Here is a 15,477-nt window from a genome sequence, read left to right as displayed (position 1 = left end):
CTCAGGCGTCTATCAGTTCGCGATCGAGGTCGCCGGCGTGGTTCTGGATGAAATTGAACCGGTGCTCGGGGTTGCGTCCCATGAGCTGGTCGACGAGTTCCTTGATCGCGTGCCGTTGTTCGTGCTCGGGCGGCAGGGTGATCCGGATCATGCTGCGCGATTCCGGGTTCATCGTGGTCTCGCGCAGCTGCTGCGGGTTCATCTCCCCCAGGCCCTTGAAACGCCCGACATCGACCGTCTTGCCCTTGAACACCGTCGCCTCCAGCTCCGCTCGGTGCGCGTCGTCGCGCGCGTAGGCGCTCTCCTTGCCCGCGGTCAGCCGGTAGAGCGGCGGCTGCGCGAGGAACAGGTGCCCGCGCCGGACGACGTCGGGCATTTCCTGGAAGAAGAACGTCATCAGCAGGGTGGCGATGTGGGCGCCGTCCACGTCGGCATCGGTCATGATGACGATGCGGTCGTAGCGGAGCTGGTCCGCGTTGCAGTCCTTGCGGGTGCCGCACCCGAGCGCGAGCACCAGGTCGGCGATCTCGGAGTTGGCCCGGATCTTGTCGGCGCTGGCCGAGGCGACGTTGAGGATCTTGCCGCGGATCGGCAGGATCGCCTGGGTCTTTCTATCGCGCGCCTGCTTCGCGCTTCCGCCCGCGCTGTCGCCCTCGACGATGAACAGCTCGGTCTCGCCGTCGCCTTCGCCGGTGCAGTCGGTGAGCTTGCCAGGCAGCCGCACCTTCTTGGCGTTGGTGGCGGTCTTGCGCTTGATCTCGCGCTCGGCCTTGCGCTTGAGCCGCTCGTCCATCCGCTCCATCACCGCGCCCAGCAGCGCGCGGCCGCGTTCCATGTTGTCGCCGAGGAAATGGTCGAAGTGGTCGCGCACGGCGTTCTCGACGAGGCGCGCGGCCTCGGGCGACGTCAGCCGGTCCTTGGTCTGCGACTGGAACTGCGGGTCGCGGATGAACACGCTGAGCATCACCTCGGCGCCGGTCATCACGTCGTCGGCCGAGATGTCCTTCGCCTTCTTCTGTCCGACGAGCTCGCCGAACGCGCGGATGCCCTTCGTCAGCGCGGCGCGCAGGCCCTGCTCGTGCGTGCCGCCATCGGGGGTTGGGACGGTGTTGCAGTACCAGCTGAACGACCCGTCCGACCAGAGCGGCCAGGCGACGGCCCACTCGACCCGTCCCTGCTCTTCGGGAAAGTCCTGCCGGCCGGCAAAGGGCTGGGCGGTGACGCACTCGCGTCCTGCGGTCTGTTCGGCGAGATGGTCGGCAAGACCGCCGGGAAATTGGAACACCGCTTCGGGCGGCACGTCCTCGCTGGCGAGCGAAGGGGCGCACTTCCAGCGTATCTCGACCCCGGCGTAGAGATAGGCTTTCGACCGGGCCAGCTTGAACAGGCGTTTGGGACTGAACGCCCGCTCCCCAAAGATCTCGGCATCGGGGTGAAAGGTCACCGTGGTGCCGCGGCGGTTGGGGGTCGATCCCAGCTTCTGCAGCGGACCGGTGGCCACGCCCTTGGAAAACTCCTGCGCGAAAAGCTCGCGGTTGGTGGCGACTTCGACCCGGGTATGATCGCTCAGCGCGTTGACAACCGAAACGCCGACCCCGTGGAGACCGCCGCTGGTGGCATAGGCCTTGCCCGAGAACTTGCCGCCTGAGTGAAGCGTGGTGAGGATGACCTCGAGTGCCGACTTCCCGGGATATTTGGGGTGCTCGCCAACCGGGATCCCCCGACCGTTGTCGCTGATGGTAAGCACGTTACCTTCGCCGAGTTCCACCTCGATGCGATTGGCGTGACCGGCGACGGCCTCGTCCATCGCGTTGTCGAGCACCTCGGCGGCGAGGTGGTGGAGCGCCCGGTCGTCGGTCCCGCCAATGTACATTCCCGGCCGACGGCGCACCGGCTCAAGGCCCTCGAGCACCTCGATCGATGAGGCATCATAGTCGCCGCTCGTGGCGGCCGGCTTGGCGAACAGGTCTTCGGACATGGCTACAGGCTATAGGCCGCGGATTCGCGCAGCTTCAAGCAGGTCGGCGAGTTATCGTCAGCCGCCGAACTTCGCCGGCGCCGGATCGACGATTGCGACGGTGCCCTCGCGTACCTCGCGCACTTCCATGGCGCGTTCGACCACACCTGAGCGCGTGAAGCGGAAGGCGCCGTCGAGACCGAGGAAGCCGCCTTCGTCACGCAGCTTGGACGTCGGAAAGCTGCGGCCCGGACGCCATTCCCTCGCGATGCGCAGGGCGAGCAGGACCGCATCGTAACCCAGCGTCGACACGCGATAGAGCTGTGCGCCGAACCGGCCCTTGTAGCTGTCCGAAAAACGGCGAAAGCGCGCGTCCGACAGCGCGGAGAACCAAGCGCCGCGCAGCGACGGGGTCCGCGTCACTTCGCTTTCGCCGCTCCAAAGCTCGGTTCCGAGAATCCTGGTCGATCCGGCGCCACGCGGCTTGATCACCGCCGCAGCCTGACCCGCAAGGCGCGAACCGTCAGCGATCAGCACCGTATCGAAACCGCCGCGCTGCGAGAGCCGGGTCGCCGCGCTCACGATCGATGTGTTGCCGCGGGCATAGGTTTCCGCGCCGGCGAAGGTTCCGCCCGAGTTGGCCACCGCCGTGCGAAAGGCGGCCGCGGCGCGATTGCCGTATTCGCCTTCCGGGACGATCGCGGCGAAAGTCCTTGAGCCATGCCCACGCGCATAATCGACGCTGCGCTGGATAGACTGTTCGGGAGCCTGGCCGAAGACGAACACGTCCGGTGAGGCGACCTTGCTGTCATTTGAAAAGGTGATCAGCGGAACGTCGGCCGGACGCGCTTCGGCGAGCACCTGGGCGACGTCGTCCGACAGGAGGGGGCCAAGAATGAGCTTGTTACCATCTGCAATCGCGCGCGCGGCGGCGTTCCGGGCGCCGGTGGCAGTATCGTAGGTCGTTATGCGGAGATTGTCGGCGTTGGTATCGAGCAGGGCCATCGTGGTCGCGTTCGCGATCGACTGGCCTACGGCACCGTTCTGGCCGGACATGGGTACCAGCAACGCGACCCTGTGGCGGCCATCGTCGTCGGGCAGGGGCTGAATCACCGGTGTCGGTGTCGGAGTCGGCGCAGGCGCGGGGCCCGTGGTGCTGGTCCCCCCGCCGGGAATGATCTTGCACCCCGCGAGCAGCATCGCCGCGCCTACTGCCACGATCTTGCGCCGATCGATCGTTCCGATGTTCATGCTTGCCGCTCCCCGCGTCGCTGGTCCATGAGGCGCGCCGTGTCCCACCACTCGCCCGCGACCCTTTCCCCCGGCCTCTACATCGTGGCCACGCCGATTGGCAATCTCGGGGACATCACCTTGCGAGCGATCGAGGTGCTCGGTGCGTGCGACGCGGTGGCGTGCGAGGATACGCGGGTGACGGGAAAGCTGATGAAGCACCTGGGCCTCTCGAAACCGCTTTGGCGCTACGACGACCACGCGAGCGAGAAGGACCGGGCCCGGCTCGTCGAATCGATGCAGACCCGTGCGGTCGCTCTCGTCAGCGATGCGGGTACGCCGCTGGTCTCGGACCCTGGCTACCGGCTCGTTCGCGATGCCCGGGAGCAGGCAATTCCGGTGACTTCGATCCCCGGACCCTGCGCGGCGATCGCCGGCGTGACCCTGTCCGGCCTGCCGAACGACCGGTTCATGTTCGCAGGCTTCCTGCCGGCTAAGGACAAGGCGCGCGCGGAAGTGCTGGCGGATCTTGGCGCCGTTCGGTCCACGCTGGTCTTTTACGAAACCGGTCCGCGGCTCGCCAGGTCGCTCGCCGCGATCTGCGAAATCCTGCCCGGGCGAGAGGTCGCTGTGGCGCGCGAACTGACCAAGCTTCACGAAGAATGCCGGACAGGTTCTCCGCTGAAGTTGGCCGAATGGTATGGCGCGCATCCGCCGAAGGGCGAAATCGTCCTGCTGGTCGGGCCGCCGGGCGAGCAGCCGGTTGGGCGGGCCGATGCCGACGCCCTGCTGGCCGATGCGCTGGCCACGCTCAAGCCGTCGCAAGCGGCTGCGCAGGTGGCCAGGGCCACGGGAATCGACCGCAAGGCGCTGTATGCCCGTGCGATGGAACTGCGCGGCGGATGAAGCGGCAAAGGGCGGAGGCCGCCGGCCGCAAGGGTGAACTGGCAGCCGAACTGTATTTGCGCGCGAAGGGGTGGGCGGTTCTGGCCCGGCGCCGCAAGACGCCGGTGGGGGAGATCGACCTTATCGTGCGCCGTGCGCGGACGATCGCCTTTGTCGAGGTCAAATGGCGCAGCCGGGCCGAGGATCTCGCGCTGGCGATCGACGATTACCGCCTGCGGCGCGTCGCGGCCGCTGCGGAAGCCGTGGCGCACGAATACGCGGCAGACGAGGAGGACTTGCGCGTCGACGTGATCCTTCTTGCGCCCGGTCGCCTGCCGCATCACATCGTCAACGCCTGGCAACCATAGGGAAATCGAAAAATGAGCCTGCGCGTCGCGGTCCAGATGGACCCGCTCGAAAGCATCAACATCGCCGGGGATTCGAGCTTCGCCCTGATGCTCAGCGCACAGGAGCGCGGTCACGAGGTGTTTCATTACGACGTTGGCAGCCTGACGCTCGATGCCGACGACCGGCTAATCGCTCATGCCTGCCCGGTGCGGGTCCAGCGAGTCGAGGGCGATCACTTCAGTGCCGGCGAGGTGCGACGGCTCGATCTTGGACGTGACGTCGACGTGGTCCTCATGCGGCAGGACCCGCCGTTTCACATGGGTTACATCACCGCCACGCACCTGCTCGAGCGGATCGAGGGGGAAACGTTGGTGGTCAACAACCCGCGCTCGGTCCGCGATGCGCCCGAAAAGGTCATGGTGCTCGATTACCGCGAGTTCATGCCACCCACGCTCGTCACGCGTTCGGTCGAGGAAGTGCGCGCGTTCCAGCGCCGGCACGGCGCCGTGGTGGTCAAGCCGATCCACGGCAACGGCGGCAAGGCGATCTTTCGCGTGCCCGAGGATGGCGACAACCTGTCCGCGCTGTTCGAGGTGTTCAACCAGACCTGGCCCGAGCCGCACATGGTCCAGCCCTTCCTCCCCGAGGTCGCGAGCGGGGACAAGCGGATCGTGCTGATCGACGGCGAGGTTACCGGTGCGATCAACCGCAAGCCCGGGGAGGGGGAGTTTCGTTCGAACCTGGCGGTTGGCGGCAGCGCCGAGGCCACGCAGCTCAGCCCGAGGGAACAGGAAATCTGCGCCGCGCTGGGGCCACGCCTGAAGGAGCTGGGGCTGATCTTCGTCGGGATCGACGTGATCGGCGGGCAGTGGCTGACCGAAATCAACGTCACCAGCCCGACCGGCATCGTCGTCATCGACAGGTTCAACGGCACCGACACGCCGGCCCGTATCTGGGACGCGATCGAAAGCCGCCTGGGATAGCAGAAGGGGCGCGAACCATGCGGTCCGCGCCCCTCCTTATGCGTTCGCAAAGAGCGTTTGGCGTCAGGCTTCGTCCGAGGCTTCCGTGCGCTCTTCGATGAGGTCCGCGGGGATTTCGCCCGGCTCGAGGGTCGGGTCCACCGCTTCGGTGAAGCCTTCGCTCTCGCTGCGCTCTTCCTCGGCCATCGCGCCGATCACGTCGACGCCCTGGCGCTGGAGCTCGGCCTCGTCGTCCGAACGGGCGACGTTGGCCTTGATCGTGACCTGCACCTCGGGGTGCAGCGAGATGGTGACGTAGTGGACGCCGAGCATCTTGATCGGATGGCCCATGACGACCTGGCGCTTGTCGACCGTGTGACCGGCAGCCTCGAGGCCCTGCACGACATCGCGCACGTTGACCGAGCCGTAGAGCTGGCCGGCGTTCGACGACGAGCGGATCAGCACGATCTCGGTCCCGTCGAGCTTCTCGCCCGCCTTCTCGGCGTCGGTGCGGCGCTCGGCGTTTTCCTTTTCCAGGCGCTCGCGGTTGGCTTCGTAGACCTTGCGGTTCGCTTCGTTGGCGCGCAGCGCCTTCTTCTGCGGCAGCAGGAAGTTGCGCGCGTAGCCGTCCTTGACGGTTACCACATCGCCCATGCCGCCAAGGTTGGCGACGCGTTCGAGGAGAATGATATCCATGTCGTCTCTCCTCCTACTTCACGATGTACGGCAGAAGGCCGATCTGGCGGGCACGCTTGATCGCGGTTGCCAGTTCGCGCTGCTTCTTGGCCGAAACGGCGGTGATGCGGCTCGGGACGATCTTGCCGCGCTCGGACATGAAGCCCTGCAGCAGGCGCACGTCCTTGTAATCGATCTTCGGCGCGTTCTTGCCCGAGAAGGGGCAGGACTTGCGGCGGCGGAAAAACGGGCGGGCCATCAGTCACGCTCCTCGCGGTCGCGGCGCGACTTGCGGTCGCGGTCGCCCTTGCGCATCATCACGCTCGGGCCGGATTCATGCTCGTCGACGCGGACGGTCATGTAGCGGATCACGTCTTCGTTGATCCGGGTCTGGCGCTCGAGCTCGGCGACGACGGCGCCGGGGCCCTCGATGTTGAGCAGGACGAAGTGCGCCTTGCGGTTGCGGTCGATCTTGTAGGCGAGGTTCTTGAGACCCCAGGTCTCGGTCTTGGTCACCTTGCCGTCGAGCTTCTCGACGATCTCGGTGGCCGTCGCGGCCAGTGCATCGACCTGAGCCTGGCTCAGGTCCTGGCGCGCGAGAAAAATGTGCTCGTAAAGAGCCATAGCGCACGTCCTTTGTTGGTGCCGATCGCTGGCTTGTCCGTCCGGATGACGGGGCCCCTCCGGCTTTCTTCCATCCCTGCCGGCCAATCGACTTGGGGGCAGCGAAGGCGCGCACATAGCGGGATCGGGCACAAAAGCAAGCCTTGTGCGTCTGCGAACAGACGGGCACGGCCCGCGAAAAAGGGAGAATGGCGTGCCCGGCGGACTTGTAGCATTGCTCGATGATATTTCGGTGATCGCCCGGGTCGCCGCAGCATCGATCGACGACGTGGGGGTTGCCGCGGGAAAGGCCGGCTCGAAGGCTGCCGGCGTCGTGATCGACGACGCGGCTGTCGCGCCCACCTATGTCACCGGCATCGACCCGGCACGCGAGCTGCCAATCATCGCAAAGATCACGACGGGGAGCCTAAAGAACAAGCTGCTGTTTCTGCTCCCCGGCGCGTTGTTGCTGAGTTGGTTCCTGCCCGAAGCGATCACCTACATCCTGATCCTCGGCGGCAGCTACTTGTCTTATGAGGGTGCCGAGAAAATCATCGAGAAACTTGGCGGGGAGAAGCATGGCAAGACCCTCGACGACGTGATCGAGGACCCTGCGAAGTTCGAGCAGCAGCGGATTTCGGGCGCGATCCGCACCGACCTGATCCTTTCGGCAGAGATCATGGCGATCTCGCTCAATGAGATTGCCGCCCTGACAGACAACATCTGGACACGGGCGGCCGCCCTTGCCGCCGTTGCCGTCGCCATCACGCTCATCGTGTACGGCGCCGTGGCGATCATCGTGAAGATGGACGACGTCGGCCTGCACCTCGCTGGTCGCGAATCGCCGCGCGTGCAAGCTGTTGGCTGCATGCTCGTGCGATCCATGCCGAAGGTTCTTGTCGCGCTTTCGTTTATCGGCACGATCGCGATGCTGTGGGTGGGCGGCGGCATCCTGATCCACAGCCTGCACGAGCTTGGCCTCCATGCACTCGCCGACCTCGCCCATGCGGCGCAGAATTTCGTCGAGCGGGCGAGCGGCGCGCTGTCAGGTGTCCTCGGTTGGCTGGCCTATGCTGCATTCTCTGCGGCATTTGGGCTGCTGCTTGGCAGCCTGATCGTGGTCATCGTCCACAAGGTCCTGCGCGTGGGTCACGATGACGGCGAGAACGCCGGGCCCCATTGATCGTCACGACAGGCGCGCGAACAGCTCCCGCGCAAAGTCCGTCAGGGTGTCATCGCGCGCGCCCATCACGACAATCCGGTCGCCCGGGCCGGCCAGCATCGCGATCCGGTCTGCAACGGCTTTTCGGGTCGGAATATGGTCCGCCTGGCCCCCTGCGTCCTCGATCATGCGCACGACCCGATCGGCGCCGAGCGAACGATCGACGGTGCCGCCGTAGTAGACCGGATCCGAGATGAATACGCGATCGCCGGGCGAAAGTTCGCGCGCGAAGGTTTCGGCGAGTTCGGCTCCCATCTGCCGCAGCGGCCCGAACCCGTGAGGCTGGAAGAACGCGATGATCCGGCCCGGATGCTGGCGCAGCGTCCGCAGGGTCGCGGCGCACTTCTCGGGATTGTGCCCGAAATCATCGATGACGGTGATCGCCGCATGATTGGTGCCGATGACATCGAACCGCCGCGCGAGCCCGGCGAAACTCGCCAGCGACCGGACGGCCTGGTCGACCGGGATGCCAACCGCGCTGGCGCCGGCGATGGCGGCGAGCGAGTTCGACAGGTTGTGGAGTCCCGGCATCGCCAGCGCGAGCGGATGGCGCGACCCGTCGCGGCGGTCGGTGACCGTCGCTGCGATCGAGGACGAGGCCGAGGTCACCGTGGCCGGATCGACCGATATGTCGGCGTCGTCCGAATCGATTCCGAACGTGATCACTCGTTTCTGATTGCCGGCGAGCGCCATTGCCTCGTCATCGTCGGAATTGACGGCGACGGCTTCCGAGGCACCGAGAAAATCGGCAAAGAGCACCCGCAGCTCGTCCATGCTCTTGTGATCGAGGCTGACGTTCAGCAGCACACCCACAGTCGGCCGGTACAGCGCGATCGAGCCGTCGCTCTCGTCGACCTCGCTGACATACAGCTCCTTGCCGCCGACCTGGGCGCTGGCGAAGGGGTTCTCTTCGGAAACGAAGTTCTTCATCACCGCGCCGTTCATGATCGTCGGTTCGCGCCCGGCGGCGTGAAGAATCCATCCGATCATGGCCGTCACGGTCGACTTGCCGCTGGTCCCCGCGATTGCGACGCTGGTCCCGGCTGCATTGAACAGCGCCGCGTTAAGCTCGGCGCGGCTCATCCGGCGGCATCCGAGGTCGCGCGCCTTGCCGATTTCGGGGACGCTGTCCTCGACAGCGGCGCTCGCGACCACGATCTGGTCGGGGCTGGTGACCCCGCTACCGTCCTGGGGGAAAAGCGCAAACCCGTGCCTGTCCAGCCACTCGAACTTGGCCGGCGTCCGGCCCTGGTCGTGGCTGCGATCGGACCCCGCCACGGTTCCGCCGAGCCCGTGCACGATTTGCGCGAGGGGCAGCATTCCGGACCCTCCGATTCCGCAGAAGAACCAGGGGCGGGCGGCGGGATCGATCGGGGTGTCCATGGTGCGGTTGCGATGCCTAGTCGGGGCTGACCACAATGTGAAGCACTGCTAGAGCGGCGGTGATGACCCGTATCGCCATCTGCGCGCCAGCGACGCCGATCACCCGCGATGACGCCGAGGCGGTGACCCGCATCGCCGCCGCCGAATTCCCGCAGCTGGCGCTCGATTTCCATCCGCAATGCTTCCTGTCGGAAGGTCACTTCGCGGGGAGCGAGCAGCAACGCCTGAGCGCGTTTCTCGAGTGCGCCAACGACCCGGCGGCCGCTGCCGTCTGGTTCGCCAAGGGGGGCTACGGGTCCAACGCGATCGCCGGGCGTGCGGTCGAGGGCCTCGATTCCGCGGGCGGCGCCAAGACCTTCCTCGGTTATTCGGATAACGGCTATCTTCTTGCAGCGCTGTACCGCGCGGGGATGGGCAGGCCGGTGCACGGGCCGATGCCGGTGGATGTCCGCCGGGATGGCGGGGAGACAGCGATCCGGCGCGCGCTCGGCTATCTCGCGGGCGATCTGAGCCAGGGGCTGGAACCCGCGACGGACGATCGCCCCGCGGTGGCCTTCAATCTCATGACCCTTGCCATGCTGACCGGGACAGATCTTCTTCCCGACCTTTCGGGCCATGTCGTGATGGTCGAGGAGGTGGCCGAGCACCTCTATGCGGTCGATCGTCTCTTTTTCCACGTGACCCACACGCTGAAGGATATTGCTGGCCTCCGCCTTGGCGAAGTGAGTGAAGTGCCCGAAAACGACCGGGCGTTCGGCCGCGGGGCGGAGGACATCGCGCGCTACTGGTGCGGGCGGACGGGTATCCCTTATCTCGGCCGGGCCGAGATCGGCCACTGTTCGTCCAACAGGATAGTGCCCTTCGGGGTTGCCGCGAAACGGACGGACGCATAGGCGCGGGCCGCAAAGGAGAGCCATCCCATGAGAGCGTTCGTATTCCCCGGTCAAGGCAGCCAGAAGGTCGGCATGGGCGTCGATCTTGCGCAGGCGAGCGCCGCCGCGCGCGAGGTGTTCGAGGAAGTCGATGACGCGCTGGGACAGAAGCTGTCGGCGATCATGGCCGAAGGTCCCGAGGACCAGTTGACGCTGACCGAAAATGCCCAGCCCGCGATCATGGCCAATGCGATCGCCGTGCTGCGCGTGCTCGAGAAGGAAGGCGGCATAACCCTTGCTTCGGTCGCGGATTGCGTCGCGGGGCACTCACTCGGCGAGTACACCGCGCTCTGCGCTGCCGGAGCGTTCTCGCTGTCCGACACCGGCCGGCTGCTCAAGCTACGCGGACAGGCGATGCAGGCGGCAGTACCGGTCGGCGTCGGCGCGATGTGCGCGCTGCTGGGCGCCGATCTCGAGAAGGCGCAGGCACTGGCCGACGCGGCCGCCCAGGGGCAGGTGTGCCAGGTCGCCAACGACAACGATCCCACCCAGGTGGTCCTTTCGGGCCACCGCGAGGCGATCGAGCGTGCCGTGGCGCAGGTCAAGGATCACGGCATCAAGCGGGGGGTCCTGTTGCCCGTCTCGGCCCCGTTCCACTGCGACCTGATGCAGCCGGCAGCCGATGCGATGGCCGATGCGCTGGAGGCGACCCCGCCCGCTGCGTTGCGCCTGCCCATATACGCGAACGTGACAGCGGCCGCCGTGACCGATCCTTCGCAGGAGCAGCGGCTGCTGGTCGAACAGGTCTGCGGCCGGGTTCGCTGGCGCGAAAGCGTGCTGGCGATGCGCGCGGCGGGCATCGAGCATTTCGTCGAACTCGGCGGCAAGGTGCTCGGGCCGATGATCGGGCGTATCGACGGCGAGGCAAGGGTGACGAGCGTGGTGACGATCAACGACATCGAGGCGCTGGCGAAGGAGATCGGATGATGTTCAACCTTTCGGGAATGACCGCACTGGTCACCGGCGCAAGCGGCGGGATCGGATCCTCGATCGCCTATGCGCTGGCGCGGCAAGGCGCGCGGATCGCACTGTCGGGAAGCAATTCGAGCAAGCTTCGCTCGTTCCGGGAACAGCTCAACGACGAGATCGGGGGCGATCACGTCGAGATTACCTGCGACCTGTCGAACACGGTCCAGGTCGAAGAACTGGTCCCCGCCGCGATCGACACGTTCGGCAAGCTCGACATTCTCGTCAACAATGCCGGCATCACCCGCGATAACCTGGCGATGCGGATGAAGGACGAAGAGTGGGACCAGGTCATCCGCATCAACCTCGAAGCCGCGTTCCGGCTCATGCGCGCGTCGGCCAAGCCGATGATGAAGGCGCGGTTCGGCCGGATCGTGACGATCACCAGCGTCGTCGGAGCGACCGGCAATCCGGGACAAGCCAACTACGCCGCCGCCAAGGGCGGTCTCACGGCAATGTCGAAGGCGCTGGCCCAGGAACTGGCGAGCCGCGGGATCACGGTGAACTGCGTGGCGCCGGGCTTCATCCGCACGGCGATGACCGACACTTTGCCCGATGCCCAGAAGGAGGCGCTCAACGCGCGCATACCGATGGGACGGATGGGCGAAGGCGACGACATCGGGGCAGCGGTCGCCTATCTTGCGTCGAAGGAGGCGGGGTACGTCACCGGCCAGACCCTTCACGTAAACGGCGGCATGGCGATGCTGTCGTGACGGCGATGCGCGCTTGAACAGCGTTATCCACACCGAATCGGCGGCCCGCCGCCTTGTTGCTTGCCCCAAGCGACCTCACCGCTAAGGATAATTCGACGTATTTCCGGCGCCTGTTGCCGTCTCCCGGGGCGATTCCGGCCCCGGTTTCGCTGACTGGCGCGCGAGAGGGGTAAGAGTAAGACCGATGAAGGCCACCATCGAACGCGCCACGCTGCTGCGCTGCCTGTCCCACGTCCAGTCGGTGGTCGAGCGCCGCAACACCATACCCATCCTGTCGAACGTCCTGATCGATACCTCTGACGGCGGAAGCCTCAAGGTCATGGCGACCGATCTCGACCTCCAGGTGGTCGAGCAGATGGCCGCCGCTTCGGTCGAGAGCCCCGGCGCGATCACCGTTTCGGCGCATTTGCTGTTCGACATCGCCCGCAAGTTGCCCGAGGGCAGCCAGGTCAGTCTCGAGACCGCCGACAACCGGATGACGGTCAAGGCCGGGCGCAGCCGCTTCTCGCTGCCGACGCTGCCGCGCGACGACTTCCCGGTAATCGTCGAGGGCGACCTGCCGACCAGCTTCGAGCTTCCGGCCAAGACGCTTGCCGAACTGATCGACCGGACCCGGTTCGCGATCTCGACCGAAGAGACGCGCTACTACCTCAACGGCATCTTCCTCCACGTCTCGGACGAGGAGCAGCCCGTGCTCAAGGCCGCGGCGACCGACGGCCACCGGCTCGCCCGGTTCACCATCCCGCGCCCCGATGGCGCCGAGGGGATGCCCGACGTGATCGTCCCGCGGAAGGCGGTAGCGGAACTGCGCAAGCTGCTCGAGGAAGCACTCGACGCGAACGTCCAGATCGACCTTTCGGCGAGCAAGATCCGCTTCACGCTCGGCGGAGAGGGCGGGGTGGTCCTGACCAGCAAGCTGATCGACGGTACCTTCCCCGATTATTCACGCGTCATTCCAACGGGTAACGACAAGCTGTTGAAACTCGATCCCAAGTCCTTCTACGAGGGCGTCGATCGCGTCGCCACCATCGCGACCGAAAAGACCCGCGCGGTGAAGATGGGCCTCGAGAACGATAAGGTCACGCTCTCGGTCACCAGCCCGGACAATGGCACCGCCGCCGAGGAAGTCCCCGCGGACTATCGCGCCGACGGGATGGAAATCGGTTTCAACGCCAATTACCTGAAGGACATCCTGCACCAGATCGACGGCGATACGGTCGAACTGCACCTGGCCGATCCCGGCGCGCCGACGCTGATCCGCCAGGACGAGAAGAGCCAGGCTCTCTACGTCCTGATGCCGATGCGGGTCTGAGCCCGGCCGGCTCGCGTTCGATCGATGCGTTCGCCGCACTCTTCGGCGGCGGAGCCACCCTTGTCGCAGCCCTTCTTACGGCGAACGTTCCTGTCGCAGGATTAGGCACGTTTCGCGGCGGACCTATTCCCGCGCGCGGATCATGCTTTCGACATCGACGAACTTTTCGCGGGGGGCGCCTTCGCGCGCGGCCCTGGCCTCGGCCTCCTCGATCTTCTTCCAGTCTCGGAAAGTGACGATGTCGAGGTCGCGCGCTTCTGCGAGGCGGTCGAATCCGGAACGTCCCTCCTTCGCCGAATTGCCCAGCGCGCCGCTCGCGAAGTCCTCGGCGATCTTTTCGACCACCCCGAAGCCGTCCGGGCGGTTGGTGCCGATCGTGCCGGTAGGACCGCGCCGCGCCCAGCCGACGGCATAGAGACCGGGTATGATCCGCCCCTCGTCGTTGGCAAATCGCCCGAGGCGATCATCGAACGGCACGCCATCGATGGGCGACGAACGATAGCCGATGCACGCCACCACGAGGTCGGCCGGAATTACGTAGGTTTCGCCGGTCCCGATCGCCCGCCCGGCCTCGACGGTTGTGCGTTCGACCTCGACGCCCGCGACCTTGCCGTCGCCGACGAGGCGAACGGGGCTCGCGAACATGTCGAAGTCGATCTCCACCGGCTTGTCGGCACGCTCGCTCTCGGGGATCGCCGCGAAGCTGCGCAGAAGCGTGACCGACTTGCGCAGGCCGGGCTCGAGAAACGCGTCCTCCGCCTCTTCGGGAAGGTCGGCCGGATCGACGCGCGGGCTTGCGCGCTCGAGATGCATGAGCTCGCCCAGCTCCTTCGGCGTCATCATGATCTGGTGCGGACCGCGGCGGCCGACGATGGTAATCGTGCGGATCCCGGATTTCCGCAGGGCCTCGAGCGCGTGGGCGACGATGTCGCTGCCGGAGAACTCTTCTTCGGTCTTCGAGAGGATGCGCGCGACGTCGAGAGCGACGTTGCCCATGCCGATCACGACCGCGTTGCGGCCGGAAAGATCGGGGTCGAGCGCAGCAAATTGCGGATGGCCATTGTACCAGCCAACGAACGCCGCGCTGCCATGGACGTTCGCGAGGTCTTCCCCCGGGATTCCAAGCTGCTTGTCGTGGGGCGCGCCCGTGGCGAACACGACCGCGTCGTAGAGCGAGCGCAGTTCCTCGACAGTCAGGTCCTTGCCGATGGTGACGTTGCCGACGAACCGGACATTGTCCGACAGCGCGGTCGCCTCGTATCGCCTGCTCACCCCCTTGATCGACTGGTGGTCGGGGGCGACGCCCGTCCGGATCAGGCCGTAGGGCACCGGGAGAGTGTCGAAAACATCGACGCGGACCGCGTCGCCCCACTGCTTCTGCGCGGCCTCGGCCGTATAGTACCCCGCTGGGCCGGACCCGACGATCGCGAGGTGGCGGATCATGCGGCCTGTTTCACCGCGTCCTCGCGGTTCAGGAACGCGCGCATGCAACTGACCGACTGTTCGCGGTGGCTGAGAAGGAACAGGTGGCCGCCGCCTTCGAATATTTCCAGCTCGCTGCCGGGAATCAGGCCGTGGAGGATCTTGCCGTTGGCCAGAGGGACAATCGCGTCCTCGTCACCCATCATGATCAGCGTGGGCTTTCGGAGGAAGGGAAGGGCGGGGGCGCTGGTCCAGCCCATCATCGCGAGGAGCTGGTAAAGGTAACCGCGTGTGCTCGGCGGCTTGAGGCGGGCCATGTGGGCCGCGCGATCGGGCGAGCTGCCGAGGCCGCCGCCGTAAAGCGTGGTGAAATGCTTCTGCATGAAAGCCGCATCGACGAAGCGGCGCGGGTTGGCCATCTTGCTGAGCGCCTTGGGCGCCCCGGGCACCATGACCATCCCGGCACTCGTCGCGCACAGGATCAGCCTCCGCACCCGTTCGCCGTGCTGCAGCGCGAAATGCTGCGCCATGGCTCCGCCCCAGCTCACGCCCATCACGTCAACCTTGTCGATGCCGAGTTCGTCGAGCAGCCGAGCCGTGGTCCAGGCCATGGTGAACGGGTTGTACGGGACGACGGGTTCGGGCGATTCCCCGATCCCCGGCATATCGAAGATCACGAACCCACGGTCGTCGAGCGCCTCGGCAAGAGGGGCGACAGCTTCGATATTGGTGCCGATGCCGTTGAAGAACAGCAACGGCAGGTTGTCGGACGGCGCGTCAAGCCGCCAGGTCGCCACGCGCAAGGTGCGTCCGCCCACGGTGATCGTGCGGACGTTCGCGGTCTTCATCGGGTCGGGCAAGCTTCGG

Annotated in this window: 16 protein-coding genes; 8 read left to right on the top strand and 8 right to left on the bottom strand. The window is 66.2% G+C overall.

The window, feature by feature from the left end; all coding sequences use genetic code 11:
* Position 1 precedes the first annotated feature (1 nt).
* Entirely contained in the window at positions 2 to 1,978 is a 1,977-nt protein-coding gene (parE, locus tag N0B51_RS04170; protein WP_259960970.1) for a DNA topoisomerase IV subunit B, read from the bottom strand.
* A 57-nt stretch (positions 1,979 to 2,035) separates the two neighbouring features.
* Positions 2,036 to 3,208, bottom strand: a complete 1,173-nt coding sequence (locus N0B51_RS04165) for a penicillin-binding protein activator (RefSeq protein WP_259960969.1) — start codon at positions 3,206 to 3,208, stop codon at positions 2,036 to 2,038.
* 39 nt (positions 3,209 to 3,247) lie between these two features.
* Between N0B51_RS04165 and rsmI the strand changes: the two genes are divergently transcribed.
* The 3 genes from rsmI to gshB are packed head-to-tail and all read left to right on the top strand — an operon-like array spanning position 3,248 to position 5,403.
* A complete protein-coding gene (gene rsmI / locus N0B51_RS04160) occupies positions 3,248 to 4,093 on the top strand; it encodes a 16S rRNA (cytidine(1402)-2'-O)-methyltransferase (protein WP_259960967.1) in 846 nt (281 codons plus the stop codon).
* Positions 4,090 to 4,440 carry a YraN family protein gene (locus N0B51_RS04155; RefSeq protein WP_259960966.1) on the top strand — a complete coding sequence of 117 codons (351 nt, stop codon included), beginning with the start codon at positions 4,090 to 4,092 and terminating at the stop codon, positions 4,438 to 4,440. The genes rsmI and N0B51_RS04155 overlap by 4 nt, the downstream gene beginning before the upstream one ends.
* Positions 4,441 to 4,452: 12 nt before the next feature.
* Complete coding sequence (gshB, locus tag N0B51_RS04150; protein WP_259960964.1) at positions 4,453 to 5,403, top strand: glutathione synthase; 951 nt, start codon at positions 4,453 to 4,455, stop codon at positions 5,401 to 5,403.
* A 63-nt stretch (positions 5,404 to 5,466) separates the two neighbouring features.
* Here gshB and rplI read toward each other — a convergent pair whose 3' ends face one another.
* From rplI to rpsF, 3 genes are read right to left on the bottom strand one after another with little or no spacing between them, the layout of a single operon-like run.
* Positions 5,467 to 6,078, bottom strand: a complete 612-nt coding sequence (rplI, locus tag N0B51_RS04145; protein ID WP_259960963.1) for a 50S ribosomal protein L9 — start codon at positions 6,076 to 6,078, stop codon at positions 5,467 to 5,469.
* Positions 6,079 to 6,091: 13 nt separating this feature from the next.
* Positions 6,092 to 6,316: a 30S ribosomal protein S18 gene (gene rpsR / locus N0B51_RS04140; RefSeq protein ID WP_067679293.1), complete on the bottom strand. Its 225-nt coding sequence runs from the start codon at positions 6,314 to 6,316 to the stop codon at positions 6,092 to 6,094.
* Positions 6,316 to 6,681 (bottom strand): 30S ribosomal protein S6, encoded by a 366-nt coding sequence (rpsF, locus tag N0B51_RS04135; protein ID WP_259960962.1) that lies wholly within the window; start codon positions 6,679 to 6,681, stop codon positions 6,316 to 6,318. The genes rpsR and rpsF overlap by 1 nt, the downstream gene beginning before the upstream one ends.
* Positions 6,682 to 6,874: 193 nt before the next feature.
* Here rpsF and N0B51_RS04130 point away from each other — a divergent pair, with 193 nt between their 5' ends.
* On the top strand, positions 6,875 to 7,843 hold the full coding sequence (locus tag N0B51_RS04130; protein ID WP_259960960.1) for a DUF808 domain-containing protein: 969 nt from the start codon (positions 6,875 to 6,877) through the stop codon (positions 7,841 to 7,843).
* Positions 7,844 to 7,846: 3 nt separating this feature from the next.
* On the opposite strand, the gene N0B51_RS04125 is transcribed toward N0B51_RS04130, so the two are convergent.
* Positions 7,847 to 9,265, bottom strand: a complete 1,419-nt coding sequence (locus N0B51_RS04125) for a glutamate ligase domain-containing protein (RefSeq protein WP_259960959.1) — start codon at positions 9,263 to 9,265, stop codon at positions 7,847 to 7,849.
* Positions 9,266 to 9,327: 62 nt separating this feature from the next.
* Between N0B51_RS04125 and N0B51_RS04120 the strand changes: the two genes are divergently transcribed.
* The 4 genes from N0B51_RS04120 to dnaN all read left to right on the top strand — a co-directional run bounded on the left by N0B51_RS04120 (position 9,328) and on the right by dnaN (position 13,188).
* Positions 9,328 to 10,158, top strand: a complete 831-nt coding sequence (locus N0B51_RS04120) for an LD-carboxypeptidase (RefSeq protein ID WP_259960958.1) — start codon at positions 9,328 to 9,330, stop codon at positions 10,156 to 10,158.
* A 27-nt stretch (positions 10,159 to 10,185) separates the two neighbouring features.
* Complete coding sequence (fabD, locus tag N0B51_RS04115; RefSeq protein WP_259960957.1) at positions 10,186 to 11,124, top strand: ACP S-malonyltransferase; 939 nt, start codon at positions 10,186 to 10,188, stop codon at positions 11,122 to 11,124.
* Positions 11,124 to 11,876: a 3-oxoacyl-[acyl-carrier-protein] reductase gene (gene fabG, locus N0B51_RS04110; RefSeq protein WP_259961465.1), complete on the top strand. Its 753-nt coding sequence runs from the start codon at positions 11,124 to 11,126 to the stop codon at positions 11,874 to 11,876. The genes fabD and fabG overlap by 1 nt, the downstream gene beginning before the upstream one ends.
* A 184-nt stretch (positions 11,877 to 12,060) precedes the next feature.
* A complete protein-coding gene (dnaN, locus tag N0B51_RS04105) occupies positions 12,061 to 13,188 on the top strand; it encodes a DNA polymerase III subunit beta (protein WP_259960956.1) in 1,128 nt (375 codons plus the stop codon).
* Positions 13,189 to 13,311: 123 nt separating this feature from the next.
* Here the strand turns inward: dnaN and N0B51_RS04100 are convergent, their stop codons facing one another.
* Positions 13,312 to 14,628 carry an FAD-dependent oxidoreductase gene (locus N0B51_RS04100; RefSeq protein ID WP_259961463.1) on the bottom strand — a complete coding sequence of 439 codons (1,317 nt, stop codon included), beginning with the start codon at positions 14,626 to 14,628 and terminating at the stop codon, positions 13,312 to 13,314.
* Complete coding sequence (locus N0B51_RS04095; RefSeq protein ID WP_259960954.1) at positions 14,628 to 15,458, bottom strand: alpha/beta fold hydrolase; 831 nt, start codon at positions 15,456 to 15,458, stop codon at positions 14,628 to 14,630. The genes N0B51_RS04100 and N0B51_RS04095 overlap by 1 nt, the downstream gene beginning before the upstream one ends.
* Positions 15,459 to 15,477 lie beyond the last annotated feature (19 nt).

This window comes from Tsuneonella litorea, assembly GCF_025154015.1.
GTDB lineage: Bacteria > Pseudomonadota > Alphaproteobacteria > Sphingomonadales > Sphingomonadaceae > Tsuneonella > Tsuneonella litorea.
Note: the sequence above shows the minus strand (reverse complement) of the source record. Positions and strands in the feature narration are given on the sequence as shown.